Source organism: Mycobacterium sp., from assembly GCF_025933915.1.
Taxonomy (GTDB): Bacteria; Actinomycetota; Actinomycetes; order Mycobacteriales; family Mycobacteriaceae; genus Mycobacterium.
The window spans coordinates 1-18,913 of the sequence record NZ_JAICZA010000089.1; the positions used below are offsets into that span (position 1 = coordinate 1).

General features: G+C 70.6%; 20 protein-coding genes and 1 pseudogene. 7 read left to right on the forward strand and 14 right to left on the reverse strand.

Features of this window, described 5'->3' with window-relative positions; translation table 11 throughout:
- Window positions 1-189: 189 nt before the first annotated feature.
- Complete coding sequence (locus Q0W90_RS15180) at window positions 190-351, reverse strand: hypothetical protein (protein ID WP_085977768.1); 162 nt, start codon at window positions 349-351, stop codon at window positions 190-192.
- Between the two features lie 46 nt (window positions 352-397).
- On the opposite strand from Q0W90_RS15180, the gene Q0W90_RS15185 reads away from it, so the two are divergent.
- Window positions 398-772, forward strand: coding sequence for a DUF4229 domain-containing protein (locus tag Q0W90_RS15185; protein ID WP_297700563.1), 375 nt, complete (start codon window positions 398-400; stop codon window positions 770-772).
- A 4-nt stretch (window positions 773-776) separates the two neighbouring features.
- Here the strand turns inward: Q0W90_RS15185 and Q0W90_RS15190 are convergent, their stop codons facing one another.
- A complete protein-coding gene (locus Q0W90_RS15190) occupies window positions 777-1,784 on the reverse strand; it encodes a beta-ketoacyl-ACP synthase III (RefSeq protein WP_297596413.1) in 1,008 nt (335 codons plus the stop codon).
- 81 nt (window positions 1,785-1,865) lie between these two features.
- Window positions 1,866-2,738: a 1,4-dihydroxy-2-naphthoate polyprenyltransferase gene (locus Q0W90_RS15195; RefSeq protein ID WP_297775045.1), complete on the reverse strand. Its 873-nt coding sequence runs from the start codon at window positions 2,736-2,738 to the stop codon at window positions 1,866-1,868.
- A 78-nt stretch (window positions 2,739-2,816) separates the two neighbouring features.
- Between Q0W90_RS15195 and Q0W90_RS15200 the strand changes: the two genes are divergently transcribed.
- Both Q0W90_RS15200 and Q0W90_RS15205 read left to right on the forward strand, forming a co-directional pair.
- Entirely contained in the window at window positions 2,817-3,593 is a 777-nt protein-coding gene (locus Q0W90_RS15200; RefSeq protein WP_297775046.1) for an S-methyl-5'-thioadenosine phosphorylase, read from the forward strand.
- Window positions 3,590-4,618 carry an NAD(P)-dependent oxidoreductase gene (locus tag Q0W90_RS15205; protein WP_297700568.1) on the forward strand — a complete coding sequence of 343 codons (1,029 nt, stop codon included), beginning with the start codon at window positions 3,590-3,592 and terminating at the stop codon, window positions 4,616-4,618. Before Q0W90_RS15200 ends, Q0W90_RS15205 begins: the two co-directional genes overlap by 4 nt.
- A gap of 4 nt (window positions 4,619-4,622) precedes the next feature.
- Here the strand turns inward: Q0W90_RS15205 and Q0W90_RS15210 are convergent, their stop codons facing one another.
- Window positions 4,623-6,332 (reverse strand): hypothetical protein, encoded by a 1,710-nt coding sequence (locus tag Q0W90_RS15210; RefSeq protein ID WP_297700570.1) that lies wholly within the window; start codon window positions 6,330-6,332, stop codon window positions 4,623-4,625.
- A 212-nt stretch (window positions 6,333-6,544) separates the two neighbouring features.
- Here Q0W90_RS15210 and Q0W90_RS15215 point away from each other — a divergent pair, with 212 nt between their 5' ends.
- Genes Q0W90_RS15215 through Q0W90_RS15225 form a run of 3 tightly spaced genes read left to right on the forward strand, consistent with a single transcriptional unit; the run spans window position 6,545 to window position 9,576 of the window.
- The gene (locus Q0W90_RS15215) at window positions 6,545-8,248 is read left to right on the forward strand and encodes a hypothetical protein (RefSeq protein WP_297775047.1); all 1,704 of its coding nucleotides are present in this window, start codon (window positions 6,545-6,547) and stop codon (window positions 8,246-8,248) included.
- A gap of 3 nt (window positions 8,249-8,251) precedes the next feature.
- Window positions 8,252-8,914 (forward strand): glycosyltransferase family 2 protein, encoded by a 663-nt coding sequence (locus tag Q0W90_RS15220; protein WP_297596425.1) that lies wholly within the window; start codon window positions 8,252-8,254, stop codon window positions 8,912-8,914.
- On the forward strand, window positions 8,911-9,576 hold the full coding sequence (locus Q0W90_RS15225) for a DUF2064 domain-containing protein (RefSeq protein ID WP_297775048.1): 666 nt from the start codon (window positions 8,911-8,913) through the stop codon (window positions 9,574-9,576). The genes Q0W90_RS15220 and Q0W90_RS15225 overlap by 4 nt, the downstream gene beginning before the upstream one ends.
- 6 nt (window positions 9,577-9,582) lie before the next feature.
- Here Q0W90_RS15225 and Q0W90_RS15230 read toward each other — a convergent pair whose 3' ends face one another.
- From Q0W90_RS15230 to fadD8, 10 genes are all read right to left on the reverse strand, one after another.
- Window positions 9,583-10,971 carry a hypothetical protein gene (locus Q0W90_RS15230; protein ID WP_297775049.1) on the reverse strand — a complete coding sequence of 463 codons (1,389 nt, stop codon included), beginning with the start codon at window positions 10,969-10,971 and terminating at the stop codon, window positions 9,583-9,585.
- Window positions 10,972-10,982: 11 nt separating this feature from the next.
- A complete protein-coding gene (menE, locus tag Q0W90_RS15235; protein WP_297596456.1) occupies window positions 10,983-12,068 on the reverse strand; it encodes an o-succinylbenzoate--CoA ligase in 1,086 nt (361 codons plus the stop codon).
- A 68-nt stretch (window positions 12,069-12,136) separates the two neighbouring features.
- Entirely contained in the window at window positions 12,137-12,439 is a 303-nt protein-coding gene (locus Q0W90_RS15240) for a DUF3349 domain-containing protein (RefSeq protein ID WP_297596431.1), read from the reverse strand.
- Window positions 12,440-12,495: 56 nt separating this feature from the next.
- Window positions 12,496-12,807: a hypothetical protein gene (locus Q0W90_RS15245; RefSeq protein WP_297596434.1), complete on the reverse strand. Its 312-nt coding sequence runs from the start codon at window positions 12,805-12,807 to the stop codon at window positions 12,496-12,498.
- Window positions 12,804-14,045 (reverse strand): inorganic phosphate transporter, encoded by a 1,242-nt coding sequence (locus Q0W90_RS15250; protein WP_297596436.1) that lies wholly within the window; start codon window positions 14,043-14,045, stop codon window positions 12,804-12,806. Before Q0W90_RS15250 ends, Q0W90_RS15245 begins: the two co-directional genes overlap by 4 nt.
- Window positions 14,046-14,142: 97 nt before the next feature.
- Window positions 14,143-14,550, reverse strand: a complete 408-nt coding sequence (locus Q0W90_RS15255; RefSeq protein ID WP_297596438.1) for a VOC family protein — start codon at window positions 14,548-14,550, stop codon at window positions 14,143-14,145.
- Between the two features lie 52 nt (window positions 14,551-14,602).
- A complete protein-coding gene (locus Q0W90_RS15260) occupies window positions 14,603-15,499 on the reverse strand; it encodes an SDR family oxidoreductase (protein ID WP_297596441.1) in 897 nt (298 codons plus the stop codon).
- Between the two features lie 29 nt (window positions 15,500-15,528).
- Window positions 15,529-16,431, reverse strand: coding sequence for a 1,4-dihydroxy-2-naphthoyl-CoA synthase (locus Q0W90_RS15265; protein ID WP_297596443.1), 903 nt, complete (start codon window positions 16,429-16,431; stop codon window positions 15,529-15,531).
- A 13-nt stretch (window positions 16,432-16,444) separates the two neighbouring features.
- On the reverse strand, window positions 16,445-16,900 hold the full coding sequence (locus Q0W90_RS15270; RefSeq protein WP_297596445.1) for a nitroreductase family deazaflavin-dependent oxidoreductase: 456 nt from the start codon (window positions 16,898-16,900) through the stop codon (window positions 16,445-16,447).
- Window positions 16,901-17,000: 100 nt separating this feature from the next.
- Window positions 17,001-18,602, reverse strand: a complete 1,602-nt coding sequence (fadD8, locus tag Q0W90_RS15275) for a fatty-acid--CoA ligase FadD8 (protein ID WP_297596447.1) — start codon at window positions 18,600-18,602, stop codon at window positions 17,001-17,003.
- A gap of 66 nt (window positions 18,603-18,668) precedes the next feature.
- Between fadD8 and Q0W90_RS15280 the strand changes: the two are divergent.
- Window positions 18,669-18,913 (forward strand): annotated as a pseudogene (locus Q0W90_RS15280) (amidohydrolase); the annotation flags it as partial.

Sequence of the window (18,913 nt, forward strand, 5' to 3'; positions counted from 1 at the left end):
ACCAGCGCAACCCGGGCGTCCTGGGCTAGCGGGGGTCGCAAGCGCGGCCGTGGCGATCGCAAGCGCGGCGTAGCCGGGCGCAGCGGGTCACCACTACAGGCCGTAGCCGGGCGCGGCGGGCCGCCGCCATCGAGCTAGCGGAGGTCGCAAGCGCGGCGAGGCCGGGCGCGGCGGGCCGCCGCCATCGAGCTAGCGGGGGTTGTTGTCGCCGTGACCCAACCGCCGCAAGAAATCCGGGTCGTCGTCCGGCCCGATGACACGCGTCTTCGGTCGGTGGGCCTGCGACCGCGCGGCACGCCAGCCGACGTAGATCAGCGTTCCTAAAATCACGACGAGCAGCAGGTAGAGCACGCAACACCTCCTTCGGGCGAATATACCCGCGCCGTAGGCTTTGGCTGTGTCACAACAAGGTAGCGACAACAGCACCGAGAGTCCGCGAAACGACGCCGGCGGCGAGGGCGTGGCCCAAAGCCACGCCGTCCTCCATGTCGTGGTCTACACGGCGGCGCGGTTGCTGCTGGCGGTCGTGCTCACCGCCGTGATCTACGGTGTCGCGCGCTTGGCGGGGATCACGCAGTTCCCCTTCGTGGTGGCCGCGCTGTTCGCTCTGGTCATCGCGATGCCGCTGGGCATCTGGGTGTTCAGCCCGCTGCGCCGGCGCGCCACTGCCGCGCTGGCGATCTCCGGAGAACGGCGCCGACGGGAGCGCGAGGTGCTACAGGCCCGGCTGCGCGGGGATGCGACGCCCGACGAGGCCCGCGACGACGGGTGACGGCTCAGCCGTGCGGCAGCCGCACGACCTGGGCGGCATAGCTCAGGCCGGCGCCGTAACCGATCAGCAGGGCCAGGTCGCCGGCCTTGGCGGCCCCGGTCGCCAGCACCTCGGCCATGGCCAACGGGATGGACGCGGCCGACGTGTTACCGGCGTGCTCGATGTCGTTGGCGAGCACCGCGTCCGGCCGCAACTCGAGGCTCTTGGCCAGGAGCTCGTTGATTCGGCTGTTGGCTTGGTGCGGCACAAAGACGTCGATCTCGTCGGGACGAATTCCCGCCGCGTCCATGGCCTGCTGGCCGACTTTGCCCATCTCGAAAGCCGCCCACCGGAAGACCGCGCTGCCCTCGAGCCGCAGGTACGGGCGGGGGCCGGTGCGGTCGTCCAGGAAGTCGATCCACTCGATGTCCTGGCGGATGGCCATGGCCTGGTTGCCGTCGCTGCCCCAGACGGTCGGCCCGATGCCCTGCGTGGGCGTCTCACCCACTACCACGCCCGCCGCGCCGTCGGCGAAGATGAAGCAGTTGCTGCGATCCTGCATGTCGACGGTGGGGGACAGCTTCTCCGAGCCCAGGACCAGCACCTTGGCGGCCGTCCCGCCGCGAATCATGTCGGCCGCGACGCCGAGCGCGTAGCCGAACCCGGCGCATCCCGCCGAGACGTCGAAGGCGGGTACGCCGGTGGCCCCCAAGGCCGCCGCGACCGCCGGGGCGCACGCGGGGGTCTGCAGAAAGTGCGTGCTGGTTGCGACGATGACGCAGTCGATGTCGGACGCCTCGAGCGAGGCCTTGGCGATGGCCTCCCGCCCGGCATCGGTCGCCATGGAGGCGGCGGATTCGTCGCGCGCGGCGAATCGGCGCGTCTTGATTCCGGTCCGCGAATAGATCCACTCGTCGGAGGAGTCGATGTTTTCGCAGAGCTCGTCGTTGGTCACCACCCGTTCGGGGCGATATGACCCGACGCTGAGTAAGCCGATGTTGGTGGGCCCGCTGGTCGCGGCAATCTGCTTCATTGCGGTCCTTCGCTATCCCCGAGCAGACGCAAAAGTACCCCAACAGCGCCGTTCTCGGGTGCCTTTGCGTCTGCTCGCACTCTAGGCGCCCATCGCCAGCGCCGCCGCCACCGCGATCGCCCACACCACCATCGCCAGGCCGGTATCGCGCAGCACCGGGATCAGCTCCTGGCCGCCGCGGCCCGATCGGACGGGGGCCACGGCGCGCAGGGCCAGCGGCGTGGCCACCAGTCCCGCGGCGCACCACGGCGTGGCCGCCATGAGCACCAGGGTCAGCACTCCGGCGGTCCCCAGCAGTGCCTGATACAGGATGCGGGTGCGGGCATCGCCCAACCGCACCGCAAGGGTGATCTTGCCCGACCGCCCGTCAGTGGGGATGTCGCGCAGGTTGTTGGCCACCAGCACCGACGAGGACAGCGCCCCGATCGACACCGCCAGGACCAGGCCCACCCAGTCCACCCGCAACGCCTGGGTGTACTCGGTGCCGAGCACCGCGACCAGGCCGAAGAACAGGAACACCGCGACCTCGCCAAAACCGGCGTAGCCGTACGGTTTCGACCCGCCGGTGTACAGCCATGCCCCGGCGATGCAGGCCGCGCCCACCGCGATCAGCCACGGCGCGCTGAACAGCGCCAGCACGCACCCGGCCAGCGCGCCGATCGTCAGGCTCACGACCGCGGCGCTCAGCACCGCCCGCGGGGCCGCCAGCCGCGAGCCGACCAGGCGTACCGGGCCCGCCCGGTCGTCGTCGGTGCCGCGGATGCCGTCGGAGTAGTCGTTGGCGTAGTTGACGCCGACGGTCAGCGCGAGCGCGACGGCCAGCGCCAGCAGCGCCTTCCACCACACCGCGGATCCCAGCCAGGCCGCGGCGCCGGTGCCGGCGACGACCGGCGCCACCGCGTTGGGCAACGTCCGCGGCCGCGCACCGGAAATCCACTGCCCGAGGTTGGCCACAACGCCATCCTGCCAGGATGCAGGTTCGCGGGCCCCGCACCCCGCGGTCACGCCCGGGTCATGCACCACAATGGTCGGATGCTCGGAGTCATCGGCGGCAGCGGCTTCTACACCTTCTTCGGATCCGATGCCGACGAGATCACGATCGACACCCCCTACGGACAGCCCAGCGCCCCGGTGACCGTGGGTGCCATCGGGGGACACGAGGTCGCGTTCCTGCCCCGCCACGGCGCCAAGCACGAATTCTCCGCGCACACCGTGCCGTACCGGGCCAACATGTGGGCCCTGCGCAAACTCGGCGTGCGGCGGGTGCTCGCGCCGTGCGCGGTCGGCAGCCTCAAACCCGAACTCGGCCCGGGCGCCATCGTGGTGCCCGATCAGCTGGTCGACCGCACCCGGGGCCGCGCCGACACCTATTTCGACTCCGGCGGGATCCACGTCGACTTCGCCGATCCGTACTGCCCGACGCTGCGCGCCGCGGTCACCGACCTACCCGATGTGGTCGACGGCGGCACCATGGTGGTGATCCAGGGGCCGCGCTTTTCCACCCGCGCCGAAAGCCAGTGGTTCGCCTCGGCCGGGTTTTCGCTGGTCAACATGACCGGATACCCGGAGGCGGTCCTCGCCCGGGAACTCGAAATCTGTTATGCAGCAATCACTTTAGTGACCGACTTGGATGCCGGTGTGAGCGCGGGGGAGGGGGTGAAGGCCGTCGATGTGTTCGCCGAATTCGAACGGAATATCGGACCGTTCAAGGGCCTGGTGCGCCAGGCCATCGGCCGGGTCGCCGCCGAGCGCACCTGCACGCACTGCCTGCCGCACACCGGCGTGACGCTGCCCGTCGAGCTGCCATGAGGGTGCTGTTGACCGGCGCGGCCGGTTTCATCGGTTCGCGGGTCGGCGCCGCGTTGGGGGCCGAGGGGCACGACGTCGTCGCGGTCGATGTCCTGCTGCCCGCCGCGCACGGCCCAAACGCGGTGTTGCCGAAGGGATGTCATCGGGTCGACGTGCGCGACGCGGACGCGCTGGCCCCGTTGCTGGACGGCGTGGACGTGGTGTGTCACCAGGCGGCGATGGTGGGTGCGGGCGTGGACGCCGCCGACGCCCCCGCCTACGGCGGCCACAACGATCTGGCCACCACGGTGTTGCTGGCGCAGATGTTCGCCGCCGGGGTGCGGCGCCTGGTGCTGGCGTCGTCGATGGTGGTGTACGGGCAGGGCAGCTATCACTGCCCACGACACGGACGCGTGGACCCGCTGCCGCGGCGGCGCGCGGACCTCGACGCCGGGATCTTCGAGCACCGGTGCCCGGCGGGTGGGGAGGAGCTGGCCTGGCGGCTCGTCGACGAGGACGCCTGCCTGCGGCCGCGCAGCCTGTACGCGGCCAGCAAGACCGCGCAGGAGCATTACGCGCTGGCCTGGTCGGAGGCCACCGGCGGCTCGGTGGTGGCGCTGCGCTACCACAACGTCTACGGCCCCCGCATGCCGCGCGACACCCCCTATTCGGGGGTGGCGGCGATCTTCCGGTCGTCGCTGGAAAGGGGCGATCCGCCAAGGGTTTTCGAGGACGGCGGGCAGATGCGCGACTTCGTCCACGTCGATGACGTGGCCGCCGCCAACGTCGCGGCGTTGCCGCACGACGAGGGTTTCCTCGCGGTCAATGTCTGTTCGGGACAACCCATTTCGATATTGGACGTGGCCGCCGCGCTGTGCGACGCGCGCGGCGGCACGCTGTCCCCGGTCATCACCGGGCAGTACCGCGGCGGCGACGTGCGCCACATCGTCGCCGACCCGTCGCGGGCCGGCGAGGTGCTGGGGTTTCGCGCGGTGATCCCACCGGCCGACGGGTTGCGCGAATTCGCGTTCGCGCCGCTTCGGTGAGCCGTTACGCCGGCGGTGGGCGGTAGATCTGCGGCTTGGGAACCGGTATCTGCCGCGTTCCGGAGTCGTCGCCGCGGAAGATCCTGGGTGAGCCGGCGAGTGGGGGTATCTCCGCGGTGGGCGGGTCGTTCTCCGCGTCGGGGCCGCCGGCGGGGATGCGGGTGGTTGCCGCGGCCGACGGTACGGCGGCCTGGCCCACGCGGACCCGGGTCGTCGGTGCCGCGGCATTCGCGTGCGCCTCGCGTTTGCGCGCGGCGCGACGAGCCAGGCGTCGCCCGCTGAGCCGCCCGGCCACCATGGCGGCCGCCAGGATGCCCAGGGCCAGCCCGCACAGCGTCACGTCGAAGGTGCTGGTGATCTGCTGGGCGAGATCGTTGCCGTAAACCGGGTGCCGCGCAGGCGAATTGGGCGAATCCGCGAACCGAGGCGCCAGCGCGACGCCGACGACCACGCGGGCGACGCTCAGGGTGGCGACCAGCCCGCACAGCGATGTGACCAGTCGCGCGGAGAGGTTGGCCAGGCTGCGCCGCAGCCAGATCGCCAGCACCGCGGTCACCAGGTCGAACGCGGCCAGCACGAGGCTGGCGTACCGGGAGAACGGATAGTCCAGGGTGATGCCGACAGCGAGGTCGGTGATCCTCATCGCGATCGACCCGACCGCCCAAACGGCGATGAGCAGCAAGCCATTTCGCGTCGCCGCCCGCCACGCGGATTCCTCGGTCGGCGATGGGTTTCGCTGGCCGAACAGGGCTCGCGGCGCGAAGATGGCCGCGCCGGCCGCCCACGCCAGGTAGCCCTCGAACCCGACCCCGGCGGTCGAGGTGTTCTGCGCGATGCCATGGAACGCGTCCATGTCGCGACCTGCGGGCAGGATCCACACCAGGATCCCCGCGACCACCGTCGACGCGCCGAGCGCGACGACGGTCAGCCGGCTCGCCCGGGTGCGCTGCAGCAGCCACCGGGAGGCGACCAGGACCGCGACCAGCGCCACCACCCCGTACACCACCGCGGTGGCGATCACCGCGATGTTCTGCTTGCCGAATTCCGCGGCGCCACCGGCGCTTTGCAGCGCGTAGCGCACCCGCCAGTACAGGTTGAAACCAAAGCTGAGCACCGCCGCGAGCATCGACACCGCGCCGATGATCCGGGCGGATCGGTGCCAGCCGGTGTACTCGTCGCCCGCCGGGACCGGCCCGGCCAGCACCGCCTGGGCGCTCAACAACGAGCCGGCGACGCCGGCCCATGCCCCGGGCCCCACACCGCCCGGCACGTTGACGGTGCCGCCGAACCGGACGGTCTCGTACGCGTCGAACGCGACGAAGGCGAGCACCAGCAGCAGGTAGGGGACGTTGAGCGCCAACCGAAGCCGGGCCGCGGAGGCCGGGTTGAACCGTGCGCCGGCCGACCTCCAGGAACCGGCCGCGGCGACGGCCGCGACGGCCAGCACCGTCACCGCGAGCAGCATCGCGAACAGGACCCCGCTGCTGTCGGGAATTCCGACCCCGAAATACAGATTCCACGGCAGGAACAGGGCGACGACGAGCAGTGCCGCCGCGGTCAGGTCGCTGACGACGGGCCAGCGCAGGCCCGCCACCCCGGCGGCGGACGGCGTGCCGCCGGTGGCATGCGGGCGGATGATGCGTGGCGTCGCCGCCTGGTGGACCTGACCGCCGATGGGGCCGGTCGGTGTGTCGTCGCTGCTCTGGCTCACCATGCCCTCTCCGTTCGGACGCCGTGGCAGTGGCTGAGACCGGCCGCGGGCGGAGATCATTCCGCGGCGACCGTCCTGTCATTCGAAAAGCTGGTTACGCTGCGCTAGTAGGCGAACCTGGTCGCCGAATGACTGAGTACTGCCGACGGTATCGCAAGTGTAATGATGCCGGGACATTGCTGGTTGCGGGGTAGCCGGGGTGAAGGAGAAGCGGGATGGACGTCGTTTTGGGGGTTGCGGTCACCGGCCCCGTCGCCCGTTTGGCGCTTCTCGGGCCGGGCGCGCGGGGGGCCGACGTGATCGACCAATCCGTCGTCGACCTCGCTGACAATCCGGTCGGCACGCTCACCGAGACCGTGGTCGGAACCAATCGGCTGTTGGCCGACGAGGACCACCGGTTGGTCGGCACCCGGCTGTGCTGGGCCGACGACCCGCGGGCCGACGAGTTGCGGCGGGCGCTGGAGGATTCCGGCGTTCACAACGTCGCGGTGCTCTCGGAGTCGCAGGCGGTGGCCGCCCTGATGCGCGCGGCCGGGCGGCCCGGCGCCGCGCTGGTGATGGACGACGCGACGGCCACCCTGTCGGTGGTGGGTTCGGACAGCGGCGACCCGGACGCACCGCCGACGGTGTTGGCCACGGAGTCGCTGGCCGGTGCCTCGGGCGCCGCGGGGGGCGATGTGACCGCCGCGTTCCAGACGATGATGGCCAACCTGCGCGCCGATCCGGACGCGCCCGGGGAGGTTTATCTCCTGGGGGCCTCGCCCGAGCTCAATCGGGTCGCCGATGAACTTCGCGACGCGTCCACCATGCGGGTGCGGGTCGCCGACGACCCCACGTTCGCGCTCGCCCGCGGTGCCGCGATCGCCGCCGCGCCGCCCGCCGCCGGGGATGCGACGGCCATGGCACCGGCGGCCGGTCTGGTCGGTGACGCCACCGCGATGGCACCCGCCGTCGGTGACGCCACCGCGATGGCACCCGCGGCGGGGCTCACCGGGGACGAGACGACGGCGGTACCGGCGCCGGAGACCGAGGAACCGCAGCTGGCGTATTCGATGGCCGACGAGGGTGGGGTCTATCCGGGCGAGATGGACGAGTACGACCCCGAGTTCGACGACTACGACTACGCTCCCGAATTCGGCGACGACGCCGATGTCGACGAGGCCGCGCCGTCGAAGCTGTCGCGGCGATCGTTGGTGATCGGCAACGCCGTCGTCGCCTTCGCGGTCATCGGATTGGCGTCGCTGGCCACCGCGATCGCGGTCGCCGTTCGCCCGACCGCCAGCCAGCAGCCGGTGGTGGGCGTCCAGAACGGCACTCCGGGCAAGTTCATGCCGATCTTGCCGAGCCAGCAGCAGGCGCCGTTGCCGCCGCCGCCGGTCGACCAACCCAACGCCGGATTCCAGGGCGGCACCGTCCCGGCCCCCAACTCCGGGCCGGTAGCCCCCCCGTCCGGAGGGGGCACGCCGGCCGTTCCCCAGGCGCCGACCAACCCCGGCGTCGTGCCCGATCCGGGTTGGGCGCCTCGCCCGAATCCTATTGTGCCGGTTCCCATTCCGATTCCCATCCCGATCCCGGGGTGGCAACCGCCCTACAACCCGCCGTATAACCCGACGACGCCCTACACGCCGCCGACCACGACGTACTCGCCGCCGACGACCACGTATTCGCCGCCCACCACCACGTACTCGCCGCCGACGACCACCCCATCCCAGCCGCCGACGACGACGTATTCGCCCCCGACGACCACGCACCAGGCGCCGACGACCACGTATTCGCCCCCGACCACGACGTACTCGCCGCCGAGCAGCAAGGAAACCACCCAGGCGCCGACGCAGACACACACCCAGCAGACCGCGCCGCCGACGCATTCACAGCAGCCGCTGTTTCCGCAGGAGCCGCGCCCCCGCCGCGGGTTCTGACGGGTGCCCGACCCCGACGGTCTGGTCACGGTGGTCCTGCCCTGCCTCAACGAGGAGGAGTCGCTGCCGGCGGTGCTGGCCGCCATTCCCGCCGGCTACCGGGCGCTGGTGGTCGACAACAACAGCACCGACGGCACGGCCGGGGTCGCGCGGCGCCACGGCGCCCAGGTCGTCACCGAACCGCGGGCCGGATACGGCTCGGCCGTACACGCGGGTGTGCTGGCCGCGACGACCCCGATCGTGGCGGTGATCGACGCCGACGGCTCGATGGACGGCGGCGACTTGCCACGGCTGGTCGCCGCGCTCGAGCAGGGTGCCGACCTGGTGACCGGCCGGCGCCGGCCGGTGCCCGGGCTGCACTGGCCGTGGGTGGCCCGGGTGGGCACCGTCGTCATGAGCTGGCGGTTGCGCACCCGCCACGGCCTGCCGGTGCACGACATCGCGCCGATGCGAGTGACCCGGCGCGAGGCGCTGCTGCGGCTGGGCGTTGCCGACCGGCGATCGGGTTATCCGCTGGAACTTTTGGTGCGCGCCGCGGCCAACGGTTGGCGCGTCGTCGAACTCGACGTCAGCTACGGCCCGCGCACGGGCGGCAAATCGAAGGTCAGCGGATCGCTGCGGGGCAGCATCACCGCGATCCTGGACTTCTGGAAGGTGATCTCGTGACCGTCTTGCCGGTGACCCTGCTGGTGGTCGCCAAGGCACCCGAGCCGGGACGGGCCAAGACGCGGCTCGCGGCGACCGTCGGTGACCGGGTCGCCGCCGAAATCGCCGCCGCCGCACTGCTCGACACGCTGGACGCGGTGGCCGCCGCGCCGATGGCGGCGCGGGTGGTGGCGCTCACCGGGGATTTGGACGGCGCCGCGAGCGGGGCCGATATTCGGGAGCGGCTGGCGTCCTTCACCGTGATCGCCCAGCGCGGCAAGGACTTTGGTGCTCGGCTTGCCAACGCGCACGCCGACGCGTCGTCGGACGGGCTGCCGGTGCTGCAAATCGGGATGGACACCCCCCAGGTCACCGGCGATCTGTTGAGCGGTTGCGCGCGGCGGCTGCTCGAGGCGCCGGCGGTGCTGGGGCTGGCCCGCGACGGCGGCTGGTGGGTGCTGGGCGTGGCCGCGTCGGCGATGGCGCAATGCCTGCGCACGGTTCCGATGTCGGCGCCCGACACCGGGCAGCTGACGTTGAAAGCGTTGCACGACAAAGGCGTCGACGTCACGACGGTGCCGACGCTGGCGGACGTCGACGTCGTCGACGATGTCGCGGTGGTGCGCGAGGCCTGCGGGCCCGACAGCCGCTTCGCGCGGGTGACCCGCGCGGCCGGCCTGTAGCCGTCCCTACCAGTTCGTCAAGATGACCGTGTTGAGCGCCACGGCGCCGATCGTGTTGAGCGCCAGCCAGATCCGGTGCGACCGCACCGGCGGCAGTGCGGCCGCGGCGGTGAGCCAGATGGTGAACGGCAACCAGATGCGTTCCACCTCGGCCTTGCTGAGCATGCTCAGGTCCGCGCACACGATGGCGGCCAGCACGCCCAACAGCACCAGGTGAAAACCGGATCGACGACGGATGGCGGCCCAATCGAACACCCGGGCGACCCCGGCGGCACTACCCAACCCGATCGCGCACACCACGCACGCCAGGTTGGCCCAGCTCCAATATTGGAATGGCCGGTCTTTGGCGATGCCCTGCCAATAGCGTTGCTGCACAAGGTTATAGCCGTCGAACCAGGAGAACCCCGCGACGGCGAAGGCCACCGCCACCGCGATCGCGGCCAGCGCCGCCGGGCCCACGGCCCGCAGGATCGTTCGCCACTGCGCCCGGCCCCGGCCCGGGGACTTTTGGGCGGAGGCCAGCACCGCCAACGCCGGCAGCCCCATCAACATCAGGCCGTAGTTACAGAACACGCCCCAGCCCAGCAGCAGCCCGGCACCGGCCGCCGTCAGGGCGGGGAATCGGACCCGGCGGTGCACCGCCACGGCCAGCAGCGCAATGCCCCACGCCGCCACCCCGGCGAAGTATCCGTCGGCGGACACGGCCACCCAGATCGCGGTCGGCGCGAGGGCGACGAACGGGGCGGCCCGCCGCGCCGTCGGCTCGTCCGCGAGCGCGCGCACGGCGATCACCACCGCGGCCGCCGCGCTCGAGCCGACCAGCAGGCACAGCAGCCCGGCCCAGGCGCCGCCGTGCAGGCCGATCCGGTCCAGCCAGACGAACGTCAGTAGCGCGCCGGGCGGGTGCCCCGACACGTGGGTGGTCCACGAGTCCGGTTGGTAGTCCACGATCCGGCTGGAGAAGGTGCGCAGCGTGGCCGGGATGTCGGTGATGCTCGGCACCTGCGACAGGTATTCGTCCCGGGTGGTCAGCCGGCCGGCGAAGCCGCGCTGCCAGCCGTCGATCATCGCCAGCGCGAACGCCCACCCCCCGGCGACAGCCCAGCTGCCCAGCGTCAATCTTCGCCACGAAAGGCGTTGCGCGAGAACAGGCCCCCACGCGATCGCGGCGACGGCAAGGGCGATGGCCGGCCCGGTTCCCCAGCCGGCGTGGATCAGCCACTCGCCGAAGATCGGCGCGGCTCCGGCGTGGGTGGCGAACTTTTCCGGCCCGACGTCAAGGCGCGGCCGCACCCCCGCGTGCATCCGCGGCAGCACGAACGCCGCCGCCACCAGCACCGCCCCGAGGGCGACCGCGATCGCGTCCCGCGCTGCCTCCCGTCGAGCGAGCCTCACGGACGAACAGCCTATTGATCGCTCGCGCGGGCGTAGCGGCGCACCAACGCCGCGCGGTCGACCTTGCCGATGCCGCGGCGCGGCAGCGCCTCAACGATGTGCATCTCGCGCGGCGCCGCGGTGGCGTCCACGGCGCGCGTCACCTGCGCGCGCAGCGCATCCAGGCTCGGCGCCGCACAGCCGTCGCGCACCACGATCGCGGCGACCACCCGCTGCCCCAGGCGTTCGTCGGACAGCCCGAACACGGCGCAATCACTCACGGCGGGGTGGGTGCACAGCGCCGCCTCGACCGGTTGCGGCAGCACGGTCAGCCCGCCCGTGCTGATCGCGTCGTCGGCACGGCCCAGGACCGTCAGCACGCCCTCGTCGTCGACGACGCCGAGATCGTCGGTCCTGAACCAGCCGGGCTCGATGAACGGGTCGGGGTCGACCGGGTTGCGGTAGCCCTTGGCCACCGTCGCGCCCCCGATGACGATGCGCCCGTCGGCCACGCGCAGCCGCACCCCGCCCAGCGGGACACCGTCGTACACGCACCCTCCGGCGGTCTCGCTCATGCCGTAGGTGCGCACCACGGTGATGCCGGCGGCGGCCGCGGCGTCCAGGACCGCTCGGGGGGCGGGTCCGCCGCCGAGCAGCACGGCGTCGAGTTCGGCCAGCCCGGCCGCGGCCGCCGGGTCGGTGAGCGCCTTGGCCAGCTGCGCGGCAACCAGCGAGGTGTATCGCCGACCGGGGCCCAATGTCCTTATGGCACGGGGTAATTCGGCGACATCAAAGCCTGTAGTGACGTCCATCTCGGCCGGTGTCGTGCCGGCGAGCAGGCTGCGTACCAGCACCTGCACCCCGGCGATGTGGTGTGGCGGCAGGGCGAGCAGCCAGCTGCCCGGCCCGCCGAGACGGTCGTGGGTGGCCGCCGCGCTGGCCCGCAGGGCGGCGGCGGTCAGCAGGGCCCCCTTGGGTGTACCGGTGGTTCCCGACGTCGCCGCCACCAGGGCCACGTCGTCGTCGATGGCGTCCCCGACGCGCAGCCCCACCCGCAGCGCTTGCGACTCGCGATCGTCGGCCAGCGCCACCAGTGCGGGGTCGCGTCCCTGCAGCACCCGTTCCAGGGCGGGCAACAGCGTCGTGGCCGCCGAGCCCGGCGGGACGTGCAGCGCGCGCAGTACGGCTATGCGGGATCCCCGGCCTGGTCGGCATCGTCGAACGGCCAGCCCTGGACCGCCAACCGCGCCCGCACCCGCTCGACGTCATTCGGTGACGGCAGCTCGTCGGTGATCTGGGTGATCAGCACGCCGATGTCGACGTCATCGAACTCGCCGCGCCGAACCAGCTCGCAGGCCACCTCCATGGCTTCGTCGTTGGACAACCGGCGGGCCAGCAGCGCGAGCACCGGGAAGGTGTCGGTGGGTGGGACGCCCTCGGGATAGCCCGCGCGGAGCCACGAAACGATGGAATTGAGAAATCCATTCACGCGGATACAGCTCTCCCCGGCACCCGGTTCGCCAACTCGGTGGGCATCAATCGACACTACTTGGGTTTCGCTCCGAGGACCGGATAGCCGGTGTGATGGGCGATGAAGTCCCGGGCGATGTAGAGCAAGGCCAGCATGATCACCGCGATGACCAGCGCGTAGATCGTCCAGGCCAACGCGGTCAGCATCGGGTTGCGCCGGGCGGCGCTGCCGTTGCTGGCGCCGCCGGAGTCGATGTCGCCGGCGCCCGCGGACTGCAGCCGGATTCCGAGGGCGAACAGCGCCGGCAGGGCGGCGCCGGCCAGCATGGCGAAGAGCAGAATCTTCAAGCTGGCTTGGTAGTTGAACCAGTCGCCGATGTGACTCACGAGGCGCTCGCTTTGAGCGACGGGTCGTCGGTGTCGTACCGGCTGGGCGTGTGGCCGAACGAGGGTCCGTCGTCCGTGGGCGGGCGCGGGCCGTCGGCCGCGTCCAGCCCGCTGGTCAGGTCGCCCTTCCATTCGGCGTTGACGTTGTTGTGGTCGACCTTGACCCTGCGCGACCGGATGTAGATCGTGGCCGAGACCGCGACCAGCAGCGCGAAACCGACGATCGCGCCCGGATAGCCACCGATCAGGTGCACGATCCCATACGTGAGGGCGCCGACCGACCCGGCCAGCGGGAGGGTCACCAGCCAGGCCACCCCCATCCGGCCGGCGACACCCCAGCGGACCTCGCCGCCGGGCTTGCCCAGCCCACTGCCCAGCACCGAACCGGTGCACACCTGGGTGGTCGATAGCGCGTAGCCGAAGTGGGCCGACAGCAGGATCACCGCGGCCGAGGAGGACTCCGCCGCCATGCCCTGCGGCGACTGGATTTCGACCAGGCCCTTGCCCAGGGTGCGGATGATCCGCCACCCCCCGAGGTAGGTGCCGGTCGCCATCGCCAGCGCGCAGCTCACGATGACCCACAGCGGCGGCATGGTGGCGGTCTTGCTGACCGAGCCGTAGGAGATCAGCGCCAGGAAGATGATGCCCATCGTCTTCTGCGCGTCGTTGGTACCGTGTGCCAGCGAAACCAGCGAGGCCGAACCGATCTGGCCACGCCGGAAACCCGCTTCGGTGCGCACTTTTGGGACACCGCGGGTGATCCGGTACACCAGCCACGTGGCGACCGCGCCAATCAAGATGGCCAGGATCGCCGAGACGACGGCCGGGATGATGGCCTTGGAGATCACGCCCTTCCAGATCACCCCGTGCGTGCCGACCGCGGCGATCGTGGCGCCGACGATGCCGCCGATCAAGGCGTGCGACGAACTCGAGGGGATGCCGAGGAGCCAGGTCAGCAGGTTCCAGACGACACCGCCGACCAGGCCGGCGAACACCAGCTCCAGCGTCACGATGTCGGAGTCGATCAGGCCTTTGGCGATCGTGGCGGCGACGGCGGTGGACAGGAACGCGCCGACCAGATTCAGTACCGCCGAGAGCAAAACCGCCGTTTTGGGCTTGAGTGCACCACTGGCGATAGAGGTCGCCATCGCGTTGCCCGTGTCATGGAAGCCGTTGGTGAAATCGAAAGCCAGCGCCGTGATTACGACAATGATCAAGAGGAACAATTGGATGTTCACAGGGCCTGATTCTGATGGTAGGGGCAATCCATTGTCGAATACGGCGTGACCTGAAACGCGGGTGTACCTTGAGTCGTCGCCAGATGTTACCTCTCAGTTAACCGGAATTTCCCTGTCGTTCACCTCGGGTGTCGCGGCGCAACGGATGGTCCGCGGGGATCTGAATGAAGATGAGCGTGATCCCGTCGGGGTCCAGCACATGCATCTCGTGCAGGCCCCACGGCTCCTGGCGTGCCTCGCGCGCGATCGCCACCCCGCGGCCGCGCAGCTCGGCCTGGGTTGCTTCGATGTCGCGGACCTGCAGCCACAGCGCGCCCGGGAAGGGGCCGCGGGAGTGGTCCGGGGAGCCGTATCCGGCGAGTTCCAGCAGCGACTGCCCCGCGAAAAACACTGTGCCGCCGCCGTATTCGCGGGCTATCGCCAGGCCGATCTGGTCGCGATAGAAGGCCAGCGACTGCTGATAGTCCGCCGGCCGGAGCAGCATCCGGCTGGCCAGGATCTCCATAGCCTCGTGTCTATCACACGGCCTGTGCAGAACGCGGTTGCGCCGGGGCGGGTCAGCTATCGCTCGTGCGGTTGGGCTGGATGCTCTGGCGCGCCATGACGGCGTTGACCCAGCGCGGGCCGAAGGTGTCCAGCGCCTTGGCGGCGATCGCCATCCGCGGCGCGATGCGCACCGGTCGGGTGCGGGCGGCGGTGATCATCCACTCGCCGGCCTCTTCCGGCGTCAGCGCAGGCACGCCCTGGTAGGCCTTCGTCGGCGCGATCATCGGGGTGGCCACCAGCGGGTAGTACAGCGCCGTGGAGTGCACACCCGCCTCGCCCCACTCGGTTTCGACGACGCGGCTGACCGTCGACAGCGCGGCCTTCGACGCGTTGTACACCGCGAACAGCGGCGACGCCTCCGAGAGCACCCCCCACGTCGAGACATTGATGATGTGGCCGTCGCCGCGCTCGATCATCCCCGGCGCCAGGCCGCGGATCAGCCGCAACGGCGCGTAGTAGTTGAGCACGATGGTCCGTTCGACGTCGTGCCAGCGTTCCAGCGACTCGGCGAGCGGCCGGCGGATGGACCGGCCGGCGTTGTTGATCAGGATGTCGACCCCGCCGAGCCGCTTCTCGACGTCGGCGACCAGCGCGTCGACGGCGTCCATGTCCGAGATGTCACAGGCGATCGCCGTGGCGTCACCGCCGGCCGTGGTGATCCGCCCGGCCAGCGCGTCCAGCAGCTCTTGGCGCCGGGCGACGACGACCACCGTGGCCCCTTCGCGGGCGAACTGCTCCGCCGCGGCCTCGCCGATCCCCGACGACGCCCCGGTGAGCAGGATGCGCTTGCCCGCCAGGTCGATCGGTTTGATCAGCGGCCGATTGATCAGCACTTGCGGGGTCATGGGTGGCCGCATGGTGGCCAGCACCAGCTGGTCGGTCAACCGTCGAAGCGGACTCTTGCTCACGGGACGGGAGTCTAGGCGGACGCGCGGCCTCAGAAATACCGGGGAAACCGGCTCCAGTCGGCGTCCCGCTTTTCCAGGAAGGCGTCGCGGCCCTCGACGGCCTCGTCGGTCATGTACGCCAGCCGGGTGGCCTCACCCGCAAACAGCTGCTGGCCCACCAGGCCGTCATCGAGCAGGTTGAACGCGAACTTCAGCATGCGTTGCGCCTGAGGCGATTTGGCGTTGATCTCGCGCGCCCACTGGATACCGACGCGTTCGAGGTCGGCGTGATCGACCACCTCGTTGACCGCGCCCATGTGGTGCATCTGCTCGGCCGTGTAGGGGCGGCCCAGGAAGAAGACCTCGCGGGCGAACTTCTGGCCCACCTGGCGGGCCAGATAGGCGCTGCCGTAACCGCCGTCGAAGCTGCCGACGTCGGCGTCGGTCTGCTTGAAGCGGGCGTGCTCGCGGCTGGCCAGGGTGAGGTCGCAGACCACGTGCAGGCTGTGCCCGCCGCCGGCCGCCCACCCGTTGACCAGACAGATGACCACCTTGGGCATGAACCGGATCAGCCGCTGGACCTCGAGGATGTGTAACCGCCCGGCCCGCGCGGTGTCGACGGTGTCCGCGGTCTCGCCGCTCGCGTACTGGTAGCCGCTGCGCCCGCGGATGCGCTGATCGCCGCCGGAGCAAAACGCCCAGCCGCCGTCCTTGGGGGAGGGGCCGTTGCCGGTCAGCAACACCGCACCGACGTCGGGGGACATCCGGGCGTGGTCGAGCACCCGGTAGAGCTCGTCCACGGTGTGCGGGCGAAACGCGTTGCGCACCTCGGGCCGATTGAACGCGACCCGCACCGTGGCGTCGTCGACGTGGCGGTGATAGGTGATGTCGGTCAGGTCGCCGAAGCCGTCGACCGCGCGCCAGGCGTGTGCATCAAATGGGTTGTCACTCAAAGCCGTTCATCTCCTATGCCGGGTCCAGCCGGAACACCGCGCAGCGGCCGGCCAGCGCCTCGAACTCCTCGGGACGCCCGTCGGTGACCAGGCCCGCCCGCTTCATGAAACCGACGCCGGTGGGTACCTCGGTCGGGAAGGCCCGCAGAATCGGCCGCGCGTCGTCGGGGGACAGCTCGGCCATCCGCACTCGTTCGACGTGCCGGCCGCGGGCGATCGTCGCCGCACCGGCGGCCCGCACGTTGGCCACCCAATCGGCGCCGGGGAATCCGGCGACCACATACCGGTTGCCGTCGAGGGTCATCGGGGTCACCGGTGTCGACCGCGGCGCGCCGGAGTTACGGCCGGGCGCGGTCAAGACGACCGGACTCTCGCCGCCGAAACTCATTCCCAGCCGTGACATTCGGATGAAGACCTTGTTGGCCGGCTTCAGCCACCACGGTGGCCGGACGCGTTCGCCGCTTCCCATAGGCAGCGACGTTACCTCGCGGCCACTTCGCCGCCGAGTGTGCGGCCAGCCGCCACCTCGGCGCCGAGTGCGCGGCCTTCCGCCCTTTCGGCCCGGAGGCTTAGCCCACCGCGCGGCCGGCGCCCTCCCAGAACTGCGCCCGCACGGCCTTCTTGTCCGGCTTGCCCAGCGCGGTCACCGGGACGGACTCGACGACGACCACCTGCTTGGGCGACTGCACCGAACCCTTGCGCTCCTTGACCGCAGACTGGATCTCGACGGTCACCCGCGCCACCGACTCCTCGTCGGATGGATGGTCGGGTCGCAGCACGATCACCGCGGTGACGGCTTCGCCCCACTTCTCGTCCGGCGTGCCGATCACGCACACCTGCGCGACGGCCGGGTGCTCGGCGACGACGTCCTCGACCTCGCGCGGGAACACGTTGAACCCGCCGGTGACGATCATGTCCTTGACCCGGTCGACGATGAACCAGAAACCATCCTCGTCCTCGCGGGCCATGTCACCGGTGTGCAGCCAGCCGTCGGCGAACGTCTTGGCGGTCTCCTCTGGCAGATTCCAGTACCCGCCGCTCAGCAGTGGCCCGGACACGCAGATCTCGCCGACCTCGCCCTGCGGCACCGGCTTGCCGTCGGCGTCCAACAGCGCGGTGCGGGCGAACAGCGTGGGTCGCCCGCACGAGGTCAGCCGCTTCTCGTCGTGGTCCTTCTTGGCCAGGTAGGAGATCACCATCGGGGCTTCGGACTGCCCGTAGTACTGGGCGAAGATCGGCCCGAAGCGACGGATGGCCTCGGCCAGCCGCACCGGGTTCATTGCCGAGGCGCCGTAGTAGACGGTCTCCAGCGAGGACAGGTCACGGGTGTGCGAATCGGGATGATCCATCAGCGCGTAGATCATCGACGGCACCAACATGGTCGCGGTGATCTTCTGCTCCTCGATCACCCGCAGCACCTCGGCCGGGTCGAACTTGGTCAGCACGACCAGCTCGCCGCCCTTGATGATCGTCGGCACGAAGAACGCCGCCCCGGCATGCGACAGCGGGGTGCACATCAGGAAGCGCGGGTTCTCCGGCCACTCCCACTCGGCAAGCTGGATCGTGGTCATCGTGGTGATCGACTGCGCGGTGCCCAGCACACCCTTGGGCTTGCCGGTGGTGCCGCCGGTGTAGGCCATTCCGCCGATGTGATCGGGCGGAAGGTCGGCCGCCACCAACGGCTTCGGCGGATATTTCGCGGCTTCGGCCACCAGGTCCACCGCGGAATCACCCAGCGCTTCGGGGACCGGGCCGATGGTCAGGACCTGCTTGAGGCCGGGCACCTTCTCCAGCAGGCCCAGCGCCCGCTCGACGAACATCGGGGTCGGGTCGATGATCAGCGACGTCACGCCGGCGTCGCCCAGCACGTAGGCGTGATCGTCCAGCGATCCGAGGGGGTGCAGCGCCACGCGCCGGTAACCCTGGGTCTGGCCGGCGCCGATGATCATCAGCACCTCGGGCCGGTTCAGCGAGAGTAGCCCGACGGTGGCGCCGGTGCCCGCACCGAGCGCCTCGAACGCCTGAATGTACTGGCTGATCCGCTCGGCGAGCTGTCCACCGGTCAACGTGGTGTCGCCGAGATGCAGCACCGGCTTGTTCTTATTGCGCTTGAGCGCACCGACTGTCAGATGTCCGGAATGAATGGGATGGCGCAACAGCTCGTCACTCATGTGGCCAGACTAGAACGTGTTGCAATTCGGGTCAGCCGCACCCTCAGACCGATAGCATCGGTGCACATGGCCGCCGCAGATCTCGTCGTCACCGGAACCATCTTGACGGTCGACGACGCGCGGCCCACCGCCCAGGCTCTCGCCGTCGCCGACGGCCGCATCATTGCCGTGGGCACCCGCTCCGACGTCGCCGACCTCATCGGCCCGGACACGCAGACGGTCGACGTCGGTAACGGCTGTGTCATGCCGGGATTCGTTGAGGCACACGGTCATCCGCTGATGGAGGCGGTCGCGCTGTCGGACCGCCTCGT